The following is a 13,704-nucleotide window of genomic DNA, read 5'->3' on the forward strand; positions in this document are numbered from 1 at the left end:
CTGAACCGAACCCCCCGCTGCCTCGTGTCACTTCCGGGAGGCTGGTCTATGGATCTCGGCGAAGCCAGCAACAGATGGACACCCGACCGCGGGCAGGCCGCGGCCGCACTGCCGCATGACTCGGCCCGCACCCTGGTCACCGACGCCTTGGCGCAGCTGTCCTCCGACAACCGGGTGCTGCTCGGTCGCGCCTACTACCACGGCTGGACCACCGGACAGATCGCCGCCGACTTGGGTATCGCCGAAGCCAGCGTGAAAACACAGTTGCACTACGCGCTGCGCACACTCCAGCAGACCCTGCGAAGCATGGGGGTGGCGCCATGACGGCCTCGCGCCACGACTACGCCATGTGGGACGCCGCCTACGTGCTGGGTGCCCTGTCGGAGTCCGACCATCTCGAATTCGAGCTACACCTCGACGATTGCCCGTCCTGCCGGGATGCTGTGGCCGAACTGTCCGGGATGCCGGCGCTGCTGTCGCTGGTGACCCAAGAGGACCTCGCCGGCGACCAACTGAGCGGCGGTCCCCGATCCGCGGTACAGGTCTACAACGGCTCGGACCGCGCGGAATCGAGCGCACCGGTAGCGGTGTTGCAGCCGCCGGAGACGGTCTTCCCGGTCTTCCGCACCGGCAACTACGCGCCGGTCGCCGACGAACTCACCGCGCTCGACCTGCCCGTGGAGGGCCACATCCCGGCGGAGTTGAACGGCTGGTACCTGCGCAACGGACCCAACCCGCGTGCGGCGGGCGGGCATTGGTGCACCGGCGACGGCATGGTGCACGGGGTCCGGCTGGAGAACGGCCGGGCGGCCTGGTACCGCAACCGGTGGGTGCGCACCGAGAGCTTCGAGCAGCCGCTGGCGCTGTTCAACCCCGACGGCAGCCGCAATCTGCATTCCAGTGTGGCCAACACCCACGTGATCCGGCATGCCGGCAAGACCCTGGCGCTGATGGAATCTTCACTGCCGTATGAGATCACCAACGACCTGAAGACGTTGGGGGTCTACGACTTTGCCGGCAAGCTGGCCGATTCCATGGCCGCGCACCCCAAGATCTGTCCCGCCACCGGCGAACTGCACTTCTTCGGCCACGGCGACATCCTCGATCCGCACGTCAACTACTACCGGGCCAACGCCGACGGCGACCTGATTATCCGCCGTCCGATCGACGTGCCCGGAATGACGCTGATGCACGACTTCGCGCTCACCGCCGAGCATGTCGTCTTCCTGGATCTGCCGCTGGTGTTCAACCTGGCGATCGCACTCACCGGACGCTACGAACGTGACCTGCCTTATCGCTGGGATGACGACTACGGCGCCCGATTGGGGGTGCTGCGCCGCGATGACCCCTACGGCCCGGTGCGCTGGTTCGACATCAACCCCTGCTACGTCTTCCATCTCGCCAACGCTTTCGACACGCCCTCGGGTGATGCGATCGTGCTGCAAGCGGCCCGCTACCCGGAGATGTGGCGCCACAACAGCGATTTCGAAACCGACGCCACGCTGTGGCGCTGGACGATCCATCTGGATTCCGGTGTCGTCGACGAGGTCCAGCTCGATGACCGCGACATCGAGTTCCCCCGCGTCGATGATCGGTTGGTCGGCGCCGACGCCCGCTACGCCGTCACGGTCGCCCAGGACAGCCTGGTCCGTTACGACCTGGCGCGCGGCGACGCGCAGGTGCATCGGTTCGGCATCAACGGCCTGTCCGGCGCACCCAGTGAGGCGGTGTTCGCGCCGTCACCGGGGCAGGCCGATGAATCGGCCGGCTGGTATCTGACCTACGTCTATGACCCGGTGCGCAACGGCAGCGACCTGGTGATCATCGACGCCGCCGACTTCGACGCCAAACCGGCCGCCCGGGTGGGGCTGCCCCGGCGCGTTCCGCACGGATTCCACGGCAACTGGATCCCCGACTGATCGTTTCGGGCACGCGGTGCCGCGCATGAACCCGACGGGCGCGCACCCCGTGTCACTAGGCAGGAGGTGATCGCCCGTGCCTCGAGTCGGTAACCCGCCGGACCATGAAGCCGCGTTGATGAAGACGCTCTACGACGAGCACGCGGCGGTGTTGTGGCGGTACGCGCTGCGCCTGACCGGCGACCGGAGCCGCGCCGAGGACGTCGTCCAGGAGACGCTGCTGCGCGCCTGGCAGCACCCAGAAGTCATCGGCGACCCCGAGCGGTCGCCGCGGGCCTGGCTGTGCACCGTCGCGCGCAACCTGATCATCGATGAACGGCGCAGCGCCCAGTACCGCAACGTCGTCGCCTTGTTCGACGAGTCGGCCCCACCCGAGCAACCCACGCGGGACGAAGTGGACACCGCCCTGGACCGGATGTTGATCGCCGAAGCCATGACCCAACTATCGAAGGAGCACCAGGCCGTGATCGAGCGGTCCTACTATCGTGGCTGGACCACCGGACAGGTCGCCGAAGACCTCGGGGTCGCCGAGGGAACGGTGAAATCACGCCTGCACTACGCGGTGCGGGCACTGCGACTGGCCTTGCAGGAGATGGGGGTGACACGATGACCGCGTTTTCGAGGCCGGAGCACCCGTACGCGATGTGGGATGCCGCCTACGTGCTGGGTTCGCTGTCCGCCGCCGACCGTCGTGAGTTCGAGGACCACCTGAGCGGCTGCCCGGCATGCCGGGACGCGGTCGCCGAGATCAGCGGCGTGCCCGCCCTGCTCTCCCAGCTCGAGCACGCCACCGTGGCCGAGATCGCCGACGACACCGCGGCACCACAGCCATCGGCAGAGCTGCTGCCGTCGCTGCTGAGCACGGTGCGCCGACGACGCCGCCGTACCCGGCTGATGACCTGGGCGGCAACCAGTGCCGCTGCCGCCGTCCTGGGGATCGGTGTCCTGGTCGGAGTCGGTGGCTCCCCCTCGACGACGCCGCCGGCGCAGCAAGCCGCGCTGCCGATGGCGCAGGTGGGCACCACCGCGCTGGCCTCGACCGTCGCGGTCAGCAGCCAGCCCTGGGGCAGCATCATCGACTTGAGCTGCGTCTGCCTGGCTCCGGTGACCGCGCACCACGACACCCTGGCGCTGGTGATCGTCGACCGCGACGGCACCCAGACCCGACTGGCGACCTGGGTGGCCCAGCCCGGCCACACCGCCACACCGGCCGGCAGCATCTCCACGCCCAGCGACCAAATCGCCTCGGTACAAGTGGTTTCCGCCGACAACGGCAAAGTTCTGCTGGAACGCGCAATGTGAACCAATGCCGGTCACCCGCCGTGTCACTGGCATGTCCAGGAACTACTCAGCAGTCGACCACATCGTGGCCCAGCTGCCAGCAGCGGGAGTGCGACACATCTTCGGCGTCGACGGCGCGAACATCGAAGACCTTTACGACGCGGCGTATTTCCGCACCGACATCACGGCGGTGCTGGCCAAGCACGAATTCGGGGCAGCCGCCATGGCCGATGGATACAGCCGCAGCGGCGCCGGTCTCGGTGTGGTCGCCGCGACATCGGGCGGCGGCGCGCTGAACCTGATTCCGGGACTGGGGGAATCATTGGCCAGCCGGGTCCCGGTGTTGGCGCTGGTCGGCCAGGCCCCACGCGCGATGGACGGCCGCGGCAGCTTTCAGGACACCAGCGGCCGCAACGGCGCACTGGACGCCGAAGCGTTGTTCGCCGGCGTATCGATCTTCTGCGAACGGGTGCTCGACCCCGACGACATCGTCTCGGCATTGCCGCGCGCCATCGCCGCAGCCCGTCGCGGCGGGCCGGCGGTGCTGTTGTTGCCCAAGGACGTTCAGCAAGGGACCGTCACGATCGGCGCCTGCCTGCGCAACGGTGTACGCCGTCCTGAGCCGCCGCCGGTGGGTAGCCCGCAGCCGATCCTGCACGCGCTGCGCGACGCCCATGGCCCGGTCACGATCATCGCGGGCGAACAGGTGGCCCGCGACGACGCCCGCACCGAGCTCGAGGAACTGCGCGCGCTGCTGCGGGCGCGGGTGGTGTGTGTTCCCGACGCCAAGGATGTGGCCGGCACACCGGGTTTGGGTTCGTCGTCGGCGCTGGGCGTCTCCGGAGTGATGGGCAACCCCTCGGTTGCCGACGCGGTGGCGGCCAGTGCGCTGTGCCTGGTGGTGGGCACCCGGCTGTCGCAGACCGCGCGTGCCGGTCTTGATGCAGCACTGGCCGGCGTCCGCACCGTGTCGATGGGTTCGGCGCCGCCGTATCTGCCGTGCACACACGTGCAGACCGCCGATCTGCGGGCGATGCTGCGAATGCTCTGCCGGGCGCTGGCGGGACCCGGGCGCCCGCGGTGGCTGCGGGTGCCCGACACCGTGTCACGCACCGAGTTGCGGCCGCCGTACTACTCCGGGCCGGGAGTGCGCTACCGCGACACGATGCGACTACTCGACCATGAACTGCCCGACGGTGTCGACATCGTCGTCGACGCCGGCAACACCGGCGCTGCGGCCGTTCACTACCTTGCGCCGCGCTGTGACGGCCGCTTCCTGGTTGCCCTGGGTATGGGCGGGATGGGCTACAGCTTCGGCGCCGGCATCGGCACGGCGTTCGCTCGCGGCCGGCGCACCGTGGTGATCGCCGGCGACGGCGCATTCTTCATGCACGGCATGGAGATCCACACCGCCGTGCAATACCGGCTCCCGGTGCTGTTCGTGTTGCTCAACAACAACGCGCACGGCATGTGCGTGACCCGCGAGCGGCTGTTCTACCACGGCTGGCACAGCTACAACCGTTACACCCCCAGCCACCTCGGCGCCGGCCTGGCGTCGATGTTGCCCGGCCTCAACGCCATCGAGACCGCCGACGCCGAAGGATTCGGCGCCGCGTTGCGCACCGCGCTGGCCCACAACGGGCCGTCGGTGATCAGCGTCGACTGCGCCGCCGACGAGATCCCGCCGTTCGCACCGTTCCTGTCCGCCGGCGTTTCCGCACCGACATGTAGGGAGGACCACCGCTATGTCGCTTCCAGCGCTCGCTGATATCAGCGAGCCCATCGACGGACTGATCCGGGTAGAGACCAGCCCCCGCAAGGTGGCCACCCCGATCATCATGGAGATGATGCGGTCGGTCTACCCGCACGACGTGGTCTTCGGCGACTACTGCACCGTGAACGACTACATCGACTGCCCGCCCGACGAACTGTTCGACTACCTGGCCGACACCCGCTGCCTCGAAGAGTGGACCTACAGTCTGCGGGGCTTCACCCCCACCGAGGAACCCGGCCTGTGGCTCGCCTACGACCGGCTCGGTTCGGAGACCCGCATCTACACCCGCACCGTCGCCGAAAGCCGCTCGCGCACCGTGGACTACCACTGTGCGTGGGATCAGGGCCACCACCTGTGGATGATCTATCTGCTGCGGGTCGTCGACGCCCAGGTGGTGCTGAACAAGCCCGGATCGGTGGTGCTGTGGACCAACTGTCACCACCCGTTCTACGACCACAACCCTTATCCGGAGACCGCACCACCGCAGCGCCCGGTCTGGGTCGGTGACTTCTGGGACATGTTCAGCGCCGGCCATCTGCTGGAACTGAAGAACCTGAAGGCGATTGCGGAGTACCGCCACCACAACGGCCTGCCCATCACACCGTCCTGGATGAGATGAGCCGATCATGGGCCACCCCGCCATCAGCTTGACCGACGTCTCCAGTTACGTTCCCGGCAAACCGATTACCGCGCAGTATTACGCGCAGTTCGCCGAATCCGACGAGCTACGCGACAACGTGATGTTCCGGGCGCCGGTGTTCCGCCACCACGTCGGCGCCGGCGAGTCCGCGGCCGACATGATCGAGCAGGCGGCACAGGGCCTGATCGACCGGCACGGCCGCGACGTCATCGAAGGCGTCGACGTCTTGATCACTCACACCCAGTTGCCCGACATCCCGTTCTGCGGCGCGGGCGGTGCTATCGCCCATCGGTTGGGTATGCGGCCGTCGTCGGTGCTGGATCTGCACAACGGCGGATGTGCCGCGTTCGTGTTGGGACTCAACGTCGCCCGCCAATTGCTGACCGCCGGTGCGGGGCGCACCGCGTTGATCGCGATCGCCCAGAACGCCGCCGGCCAGGTCTTCGACCAGCCCGCCGTTCGAGGCAAGTCGCAGGCGTCGGTACCCGGTGACGGTGCGGCGGTCGGCCTGGTCACACTGACCGATCACTCGCCGATTCTCGACGTCGAGTGCCGCACCTACGGGCAGTACGCCGGGGACATGACCTACACCATCGACCCGCCCCGCAAGTGGTGGCAACCCGGGCCCGGCTCCGGCTATATCGGCTTCACCGAAGACAAGATCACCAAGGTGATGGCACGCGGCAACCGGCAGGTACCCGAGGTCGCGCTGACGGTCTGCCACCGACTCGGCCTGTCCGCTGCCGATATCGCCCTGCTGGTCACCAATCAGCCCAACCGGGTGTTCTTGCGCAATTGGCGCGAAGCACTCGAACTGCCCGAATCACGGCACTTCGACACCTTCGACGCGTGCGGCAACATGTTCGGCGCCGGTATCCCGATCAACCTGGATCGCGCCATCACCGCGCAGCGACTCCACCCGGGCGAGGTGGTGGTGATGGCCGGGTTTGCGCACGCCGGCGACTTCGCCGGCGCCGCGGCGATCCGGTGGGGCGGACGGGCCCCATGACGTCGGCCGTCGATCCGTGTGCACTGGCACTCAATGAGAATCCGTTCCCGCCGCTGCCGGCGGTACGCGCGGCACTGATGCACGCCGTGGGGGCGGCCAACCGCTATCCGGATTTCCTGCCGACCCGGTTGCGCCGGCTGGTGGCCGACCACGCCGGCGTGCCCGAGGAGAGCGTGGTACCGGGGCCTGGCGCATCCGGGCTGGCCATCCAGGTGCTGCACGCGATGACGCACCCGGGTGATCGGATTGTGCTGAGCCAGCCAACTTTCGACGGCTACCCGATCTTCGCCCGGATCGCGCGGCTGACGACGGTCGACATCCCGCTGGACCGATATGGCCGTCATGACCTGCCCGCGATGGCCCGCGCCGCCGCCGACGCGCGCGTCGTGGTCTTGTGCCGGCCGCACAATCCGACCGGGACGCTAGAGCCCGTCGCCGACGTCGAGCGGTTCCTGACGAGCATCCCCGGCGACACCATCGTGTTGCTCGACGAGGCCTACATCGAATTCGTTGCGCCCCATCAGCGCATCGACGCCGCCGGCCTCATCCAGCAGTTCCCGAATGTGGTTGTGCTGCGGACCTTCTCCAAAGCCTACGGACTGGCCGCACTGCGGATCGGCTACGGCATCGCGGCGCCGGTGCCGGCGGACGCGCTGTGGGCCATGCAGATGCCGTTCGGCGTCCCCACCAGCTGCATGGTGGCGGTGGCGGCTTCCTATGCTGCCGAAGCGCAGCTGCAGCAACGCATCGAGCAGATCACCGCCGAACGCCAGTACCTGCGGGCGCGGCTGCAGGCCGCCGGCGTCTACTGCACCGACTCGCATGCGAACTTCGTGTACCTGCCCGCTGCCGGTCGGCCGTGGCGTGAGATCTTCGCCGGCACCGGACTGCGGGCTCGGCACTACCCCGACGGCGCGGTGCGCATCACGGTGGGCACTCGCGCCTCGACCCGGTTGGTGGTGTCTGCGGTCGAGCGGATGCTCAGTGCGCCAGCAGATGCACCGCGCGTTCGAACACTCCCGGCAGCAGCTCACAGGCCGGGATCAAGGCCCGCCGGGTCGGCTGCGGAGCGCTGGCCAATACCAGCGCTCGGGTGATCAGTCGATAGCGCCGTGTGATCGCCGGCCAGGCCCGCTCGTAGGCCCCGGGATTGTCGTCGAGGATCGCGGCGATGGCGGCAGCGGCCTGCTTGACGGCCAGGCTGATGCCCTCACCGGTCAGCGCATCCTCGTAACCGGCGGCGTCACCGACCAGCAGCACCCGGCCTTCGACCCGGCGTGAAACCACTTGGCGCATCGGGCCGCAACCGCGTGCCGGCCCGCGTTGGGCGCCGGCGACGCGGGCTGCCAACTGCGGGAACCAGTCGAGTTCGGGGCGCTGCGGCGACAGGATCGCCACACCCACCAGATCCGGTTCCACCGGCGTCACATACGCCTCACCCCACCGGGACCAGTGCACCTCGACGAACTCCGACCAGGCCGGAATCCGGTAGTGCCATCGCACCCCGTAGCGCCGCGGCGTGCCGGCCACGGCCGGGATCCCGACGGTGCGGCGCACCGTGGAGTGCAGCCCGTCGGCGGCGATCAACCAGTTGGCCCTGATCCCGCCCGCCGTCACGCCGTGGGCATCCTGGTCGACGGCGCCGACCCGCTTGCAGACCCAGTCGACGTCGTGCTGCTTGGCCTGGTCGGCCAGCGCGGCATGCAGGGTGGTGCGGCGCACCCCGCGCCCGGGCCCGTCGCGGAAAGGCGCTTCGACCCGACGCTGCTCGTCCAGGTAGGCGATGCCCCGCAACGGCGTACCCGCCGGGTCCACCCCCAGCGACGCCAGAGCGGCCAGCCCGCCCGGCATCAGACCCTCACCGCAGGCCTTGTCGATCGGGTTGTCGCGCGGCTCGGCGACGACTACCGAAAGGCCTTGCTGCCGCGCGTATAACGCGGAAGCGAGGCCCGCTGGTCCGCCGCCGACGACCAGAAGGTCGACATCGATGGTGCTCACCGGTACCCCAGGGCGGCGTTCTCCACCCGGATACGCACCCGCAACACCGCCGCGTTGGCGAGGGTGAACCCGATCGCGGTCACCCAGGCGGTGTGCACGAGCGGCAGCGCGAACCCCTCGACCACCACTGCCACATAGTTGGGATGATGCAACCATCGATACGGTCCGCGGCGGACCAGCGGAGCTTGCGGCATCACGATCACCAGCGTGTTCCATCGCCGGCCGAGTGTCGCGATGCACCACCACCGAAGCCCTTGGCTGGCCAGCGTCAACGTGAACATCGGCCAGCCCAGCACCGGAATGAAGGGCCGGTGCAACAGCCCCACCTCGACCACGCAGTTGAGCAGCAGCGCCGCATGGATGCTGACCATCACCGGATAATGACGATGCCCGAATTCGGTGCCGCCGTTGGCGAATGCCCAGCGGGCGTTGCGGCGGGCCACCGCCAGTTCGGCCAGTCGTTCTACGCCGACGGCCAGGATCAGCAGGTAGTACATGGTTACCAACTCATCAGCACGAGTTCGGCGGAGAACCCCGGTCCCATCGCGATCATCAGGCCGATCGATCCCGGTGTCGGCGGGTCGGCCTCGGTGTCGTGCAGGATGTCGAGCACCGAAACGGATGACAAGTTACCGTGCTCGCGCAACGACTTTCGGGTGCGATCGAGTGCGTCCGGGGGCAGATCCAACACGGCTTCGACCGCGTCGATCACCTTCGGGCCGGCGGCATGCACGATCCACGTCGAGATGTCGTCGGTCACCAATCCATGATCGGCCAGGAAGTCGCGGACGTCGTCACCGAGGTATTTCTCGACGACGGTGGCGATTTCGACGGACAACACGATGCGGAAGCCGTCACTGCCGATGTCCCAGCCCAAGATCTCCTCGGTGTCGGGATAGGTGCGACTTCGCGTCGCCAGCACCTTCGGTCCAGTAGGCGCTCGGCCGGGCCCGGTCGCGATGACCGCGCCGGCACCGTCACCGAACAGGCTGGACGCCACCAGGTTTCCGATCGAATGATCCTGGCGTTGCACGGTCAACGAGCACAGCTCGACCGCCAGCAGCACCGCCACATCACTCGGGAAGGCGCGCAGGTAGTCATGCACCCGGGCCAGGCCGGCGGCACCGGCGACACAGCCCAGGCCGAACATCGGGATGCGTTTGACGTCGGCGCGCAGTCCCATCCGCGTCACCAGCCGCCCTTCCAGGGAGGGAACGGCCAGCCCGGTCACCGTCGTCGAAAACACCACGTCGACATCGGAAGCGGTGAGTCCGGCCTGATCCAGGGCCGACTGCAGCGCACGTTCGCTCAGGTCGAGCGCGATGTCGAGGTAGGCGTCGTTGGCTTCGGTGAAACCACTGAGCTTGGGGTAGCGCGTCAACGGCAGTGCCAGCTGGCGTTTGGCGACGCCGCTGCTGGCGGCGAACCGCGCGAACTCCGGTCCGGCGAAGTCGGACAGGGCCGCCATCACCTGGGCCTGGCTGTGCCGGTGGGACGGGAATTCAACGGCCACAGCGGCCACTGTCGGGGTATTGATAGCGGTGTTGTCCATGTCGAGGTCACGGAGTCACCGGGGCCGCGGTTCAAGCCTGGCCGGTAAACGTTGTGTTGATCGGTCGCATCGATCCACGGCCGCGGTGATGTGGTGTGTGCCCGGCTCTGAGCGACAAACTGTTGCGACAATGCCGAGTTGGCGGAAGTTGTCGCTGAGAGGCGGGCAAAGATCCTGCCGTCCTCGGGCGCGGCGGCTCAAGGCCGCCGGGCAGGGTTGATTCCGGCGGTAGGCTGAACGAATTAACGCGGTGAACCTCGCAGAACCCTGACTCGTGTCAAGGCCGGTGGGGGTGCCAGCGGCACCTCTCGTCGACCATTTCGGCGGAAGGTAGCTAGACGTGCTGCACCGGATGGCTTTGCTGGCCCTCGCCGCTCCGCGACGTGTGCTCGCGCTGGCCTTCCTGGTGATGATCGCCGCGGCCGTCTTCGGCGTCCCGGTGGCCGACAAACTGTCCGCGGGCGGCTTCCAGGACCCCAACTCCGAGTCCGCCCAGGCCACCCGGTTGCTGACCGACCGATTCGGCCAGAGCGAGCAGCAGCTGCTGATCCTGATCAGCGCCCCCGACGGTGCCAACAGCGAGCCGGCCCGCGCCGTCGGCACCGACATCGCCGGGAAGCTGCAACAGTCCCCGTTCGTCTACAACGTCACCTCACCGTGGACCGGGCCGCCGTCGGCCACCTCCCGGCTGATCAACACCGACGGCTCCTCCGGTGTGATCGTGGCCAACCTCCGGGGCGGTGAGAACGACGCCCAGAAGTACGCCCGCACCCTGGCCGATCAGGTGGCGCACGACCGCGACGGGGTCAGCGTCCGCGCCGGCGGCGGCGCGATGGTCTACGCGCAGATCAACCACCAGAACCAGCACGACCTGCTGCTGATGGAGTCGATCGCGATCCCACTGAGCTTTCTCGTGCTGGTATGGGTGTTCGGCGGCCTGCTCGCAGCGGCGCTGCCGGTCGCGCTGGGTGGGCTGGCGATCGTCGGGTCGATGGCGGTGTTGCGGTTGATCACGCTGGCCACCGACGTCTCGATCTTCGCGCTGAATCTCACCACCGCGATGGGCCTGGCCCTTGCGATCGACTACACGCTGCTGATCATCAACCGCTACCGCGACGAGCTGGCCGACGGTGCGGCCCCCGATCGGGCGCTGATCGCGACCATGAGCACCGCCGGGCGCACCGTGCTGTTCTCGGCGAGCACGGTCGCGTTGTCGATGGTGGTCATGGCGTTGTTCCCGATGTACTTCCTGAAGTCGTTCGCCTACGCCGGAGTGGCGACGGTGAGCTTCGTTGCGCTCGCGGCGATCGTGGTCACCCCGGCGGCGATCGCATTCCTGGGACCCCGACTCGACGCGCTGGACGTGCGCCGGCCCGCACGCCGGCTGCTGCGCCGCCCGGCACCCACCGCGCGGTCCATCGAGCTGGGTTTCTGGTACCGGGCAACGAAATTCGTGACCCGTGGCGCGGTGCCGATCGGTCTGGCGGTGGTCGCGCTCCTGGTGGCCGTGGGGCTGCCCTTCTTCGGGGTGAAATGGGGCTTCCCCGATGACCGGGTGCTGCCGACGTCGGCGTCGGCGCACCAGGTCGGTGACGCGCTGCGCAACGACTTCGCCGATGACTCCGACCGGGCGGTGCCGATCGTCCTGCCCGACATCCGCGGCATACCGGCCGACGAGCTCAACCGCTACGCCGCCGATCTGTCCCGGGTCCCCGACGTGTCGTCGGTATCGGCCCCCACCGGCACCTTCGTCGGCGGCGCTCGGGTGGGCGAGCCGGCCGCGGCGACCGGGATCGCCCAGGACAGTGCGTTTTTCACGGTCGCCAGCGAAGCACCGCTGTTCTCGCAGCGGTCCGAGACCCAGCTCGACAACCTGCATCAGGTCCCCGGCCCGGGCGATCGGCCGGTGCAGCTGGCCGGGCTGGCGCAGATCAACCGCGACAGCGTGCAGGCCATCACCGACCGGTTGCCGTTGGTGCTGGGGCTGATCGCCGCCATCACGTTCGTGCTGCTGTTCCTGCTCACCGGCAGTGTGGTACTGCCGGCCAAGGCCCTGATCCTCAACGTCTTGTCGCTGGTCGCCGCGTTCGGGGCATTGGTATGGATATTTCAGGACGGCCATCTCGGTGCGTTCGGCACAACACCGACCGGGACGTTGGTGGCCAACGTGCCGGTATTGTTGTTCTGCATCGCGTTCGGGCTGTCGATGGACTACGAGGTGTTCCTGGTGTCCCGGATCCGGGAGTACTGGCTGGCGTCGGGTCAAACTCGCGCCGACAACGACGAGAGCGTGTCGCTAGGCGTGGCCCGGACCGCTCGGGTGATCACCGCCGCGGCGCTGGTGATGTCGATCTCGTTCGCCGCATTGATCGCCGCGCAGGTGTCGTTCATGCGGATGCTCGGCCTCGGCCTGACCCTGGCCGTGTTGGTGGATGCCACGCTGGTCCGGATGGTGCTGGTGCCCGCATTCATGCATGTGATGGGCCGGTGGAACTGGTGGGCGCCCAAACCCCTGGCGTGGGTGGCGCAACGGTTCGAGCTCAGCGAAAACGGTTCCGCGGGCAGGCATGCCGCGCCGCCGGGTTTCGCCACCCGCACCTCCGGGCGCCACGAGCTGCATCACGTCCCGCAGGACGTCCGATAGCCCCGCGCCCCGGCGACGCCTACGCTGTCGGTCATGGCCAACGAGGAACAGCAGCAGGCGTGGGCGGCGCAGGGCATCGACTGGGTAGACCATGCGGCGATCTTCGAGGCGGTATTGGCGCCGTTCGCCGACGCGGTGCTGCAGGCCGCCGACATCGGCCGCGGTGCGCGGGTGCTCGACATCGGTTGCGGCTCAGGGACTCTGTTGCATCGGGCGGCAGCGCTGGGGGCCGTCCCGTTCGGCGTCGACATCTCCGAGCCGATGGTGCAGGCGGCACGCCGCCGGGTGCCGGGGGCCACGGTCGCGCTCGGTGACGCCCAGACGCTCGCCCTGCGGCCGGCCACCGGCGAGGCATTCGACCGGATCATCTCGCGATTCGGGGTGATGTTCTTCGAGGACCCGGTGGCCGCGTTCGCCAACATCCGCAACGCTGCCGCGCCGGGAGCCCAGCTGACGTTCGTGTGCTGGCGAGAAGGCGACAACCCGATGTTCACCCTGGGTGTCGACATTCTCGCGGATCGACTTGAAACACCGCCTGCCGCTGCCGATCCCGACGCACCCGGACCGCTTGCCTTCGGCAACGCCGAGCGGGTGCGAGCCATTCTGGCCGACGCCGGCTGGCGCGACGTTGATGTGGCGGCCTTCGACGGGGTCTGCGACTTCGGTATCGACGGCAGCGACGGCGTCGAGGAGCGCCTGAGCCTGATCCTGGCCAATACCACCGGGCGGCAGGCCCGCGCCGAGCTACCGGAGCGGCTGGGCGCGGACGGCTGGGCCGCTGTCATCGAGGAACTGCGCGACGAACTGCGCCGGCGCCGGGTCGACGGTGTGGTGAAATTCCCGGGCCGCACCTGGGTGGTCACCGCGGTCAATCCGGGCTGAGCACC

General features: G+C 68.4%; 13 protein-coding genes. 10 read left to right on the plus strand and 3 right to left on the minus strand.

Annotated elements, in window-relative coordinates; all coding sequences use genetic code 11:
* Positions 1 to 48: 48 nt before the first annotated feature.
* The 8 genes from AC5Y31_RS12500 to AC5Y31_RS12535 all read left to right on the plus strand — a co-directional run bounded on the left by AC5Y31_RS12500 (position 49) and on the right by AC5Y31_RS12535 (position 7,720).
* A complete protein-coding gene (locus tag AC5Y31_RS12500; RefSeq protein WP_499980664.1) occupies positions 49 to 324 on the plus strand; it encodes a sigma factor-like helix-turn-helix DNA-binding protein in 276 nt (91 codons plus the stop codon).
* Positions 321 to 1,919, plus strand: a complete 1,599-nt coding sequence (locus AC5Y31_RS12505; RefSeq protein WP_499980667.1) for a carotenoid oxygenase family protein — start codon at positions 321 to 323, stop codon at positions 1,917 to 1,919. The genes AC5Y31_RS12500 and AC5Y31_RS12505 overlap by 4 nt, the downstream gene beginning before the upstream one ends.
* Before the next feature lie 118 nt (positions 1,920 to 2,037).
* Positions 2,038 to 2,529 carry a sigma-70 family RNA polymerase sigma factor gene (locus tag AC5Y31_RS12510; RefSeq protein ID WP_499980796.1) on the plus strand — a complete coding sequence of 164 codons (492 nt, stop codon included), beginning with the start codon at positions 2,038 to 2,040 and terminating at the stop codon, positions 2,527 to 2,529.
* Entirely contained in the window at positions 2,526 to 3,221 is a 696-nt protein-coding gene (locus AC5Y31_RS12515; protein ID WP_499980669.1) for an anti-sigma factor family protein, read from the plus strand. The genes AC5Y31_RS12510 and AC5Y31_RS12515 overlap by 4 nt, the downstream gene beginning before the upstream one ends.
* A 4-nt stretch (positions 3,222 to 3,225) precedes the next feature.
* Positions 3,226 to 4,968, plus strand: a complete 1,743-nt coding sequence (locus AC5Y31_RS12520; RefSeq protein WP_499980671.1) for a thiamine pyrophosphate-binding protein — start codon at positions 3,226 to 3,228, stop codon at positions 4,966 to 4,968.
* Positions 4,946 to 5,593: an SRPBCC family protein gene (locus tag AC5Y31_RS12525; protein WP_499980673.1), complete on the plus strand. Its 648-nt coding sequence runs from the start codon at positions 4,946 to 4,948 to the stop codon at positions 5,591 to 5,593. Before AC5Y31_RS12520 ends, AC5Y31_RS12525 begins: the two co-directional genes overlap by 23 nt.
* A 7-nt stretch (positions 5,594 to 5,600) precedes the next feature.
* Complete coding sequence (locus AC5Y31_RS12530; RefSeq protein WP_499980675.1) at positions 5,601 to 6,623, plus strand: 3-oxoacyl-ACP synthase III family protein; 1,023 nt, start codon at positions 5,601 to 5,603, stop codon at positions 6,621 to 6,623.
* Entirely contained in the window at positions 6,620 to 7,720 is a 1,101-nt protein-coding gene (locus AC5Y31_RS12535) for a pyridoxal phosphate-dependent aminotransferase (protein ID WP_499980677.1), read from the plus strand. Before AC5Y31_RS12530 ends, AC5Y31_RS12535 begins: the two co-directional genes overlap by 4 nt.
* On the opposite strand, the gene AC5Y31_RS12540 is transcribed toward AC5Y31_RS12535, so the two are convergent.
* From AC5Y31_RS12540 to AC5Y31_RS12550, 3 genes are read right to left on the minus strand one after another with little or no spacing between them, the layout of a single operon-like run.
* Positions 7,605 to 8,621, minus strand: coding sequence for an NAD(P)/FAD-dependent oxidoreductase (locus AC5Y31_RS12540; RefSeq protein ID WP_499980679.1), 1,017 nt, complete (start codon positions 8,619 to 8,621; stop codon positions 7,605 to 7,607). The genes AC5Y31_RS12535 and AC5Y31_RS12540 overlap by 116 nt on opposite strands.
* The gene (locus AC5Y31_RS12545) at positions 8,618 to 9,118 is read right to left on the minus strand and encodes an isoprenylcysteine carboxyl methyltransferase family protein (RefSeq protein ID WP_499980681.1); all 501 of its coding nucleotides are present in this window, start codon (positions 9,116 to 9,118) and stop codon (positions 8,618 to 8,620) included. Before AC5Y31_RS12545 ends, AC5Y31_RS12540 begins: the two co-directional genes overlap by 4 nt.
* 2 nt (positions 9,119 to 9,120) lie before the next feature.
* Positions 9,121 to 10,173, minus strand: coding sequence for a type III polyketide synthase (locus AC5Y31_RS12550; protein WP_499980682.1), 1,053 nt, complete (start codon positions 10,171 to 10,173; stop codon positions 9,121 to 9,123).
* 340 nt (positions 10,174 to 10,513) lie between these two features.
* Between AC5Y31_RS12550 and AC5Y31_RS12555 the strand changes: the two genes are divergently transcribed.
* Together AC5Y31_RS12555 and AC5Y31_RS12560 are read left to right on the plus strand one after the other, a co-directional pair.
* Complete coding sequence (locus AC5Y31_RS12555) at positions 10,514 to 12,817, plus strand: MMPL family transporter (RefSeq protein ID WP_499980684.1); 2,304 nt, start codon at positions 10,514 to 10,516, stop codon at positions 12,815 to 12,817.
* Positions 12,818 to 12,850: 33 nt separating this feature from the next.
* Positions 12,851 to 13,699, plus strand: a complete 849-nt coding sequence (locus AC5Y31_RS12560) for a class I SAM-dependent methyltransferase (protein ID WP_065025636.1) — start codon at positions 12,851 to 12,853, stop codon at positions 13,697 to 13,699.
* The last annotated feature ends 5 nt before the right edge of the window (positions 13,700 to 13,704 follow it).

It is taken from the genome of Mycobacterium sp. NGS18, from assembly GCF_059813185.1.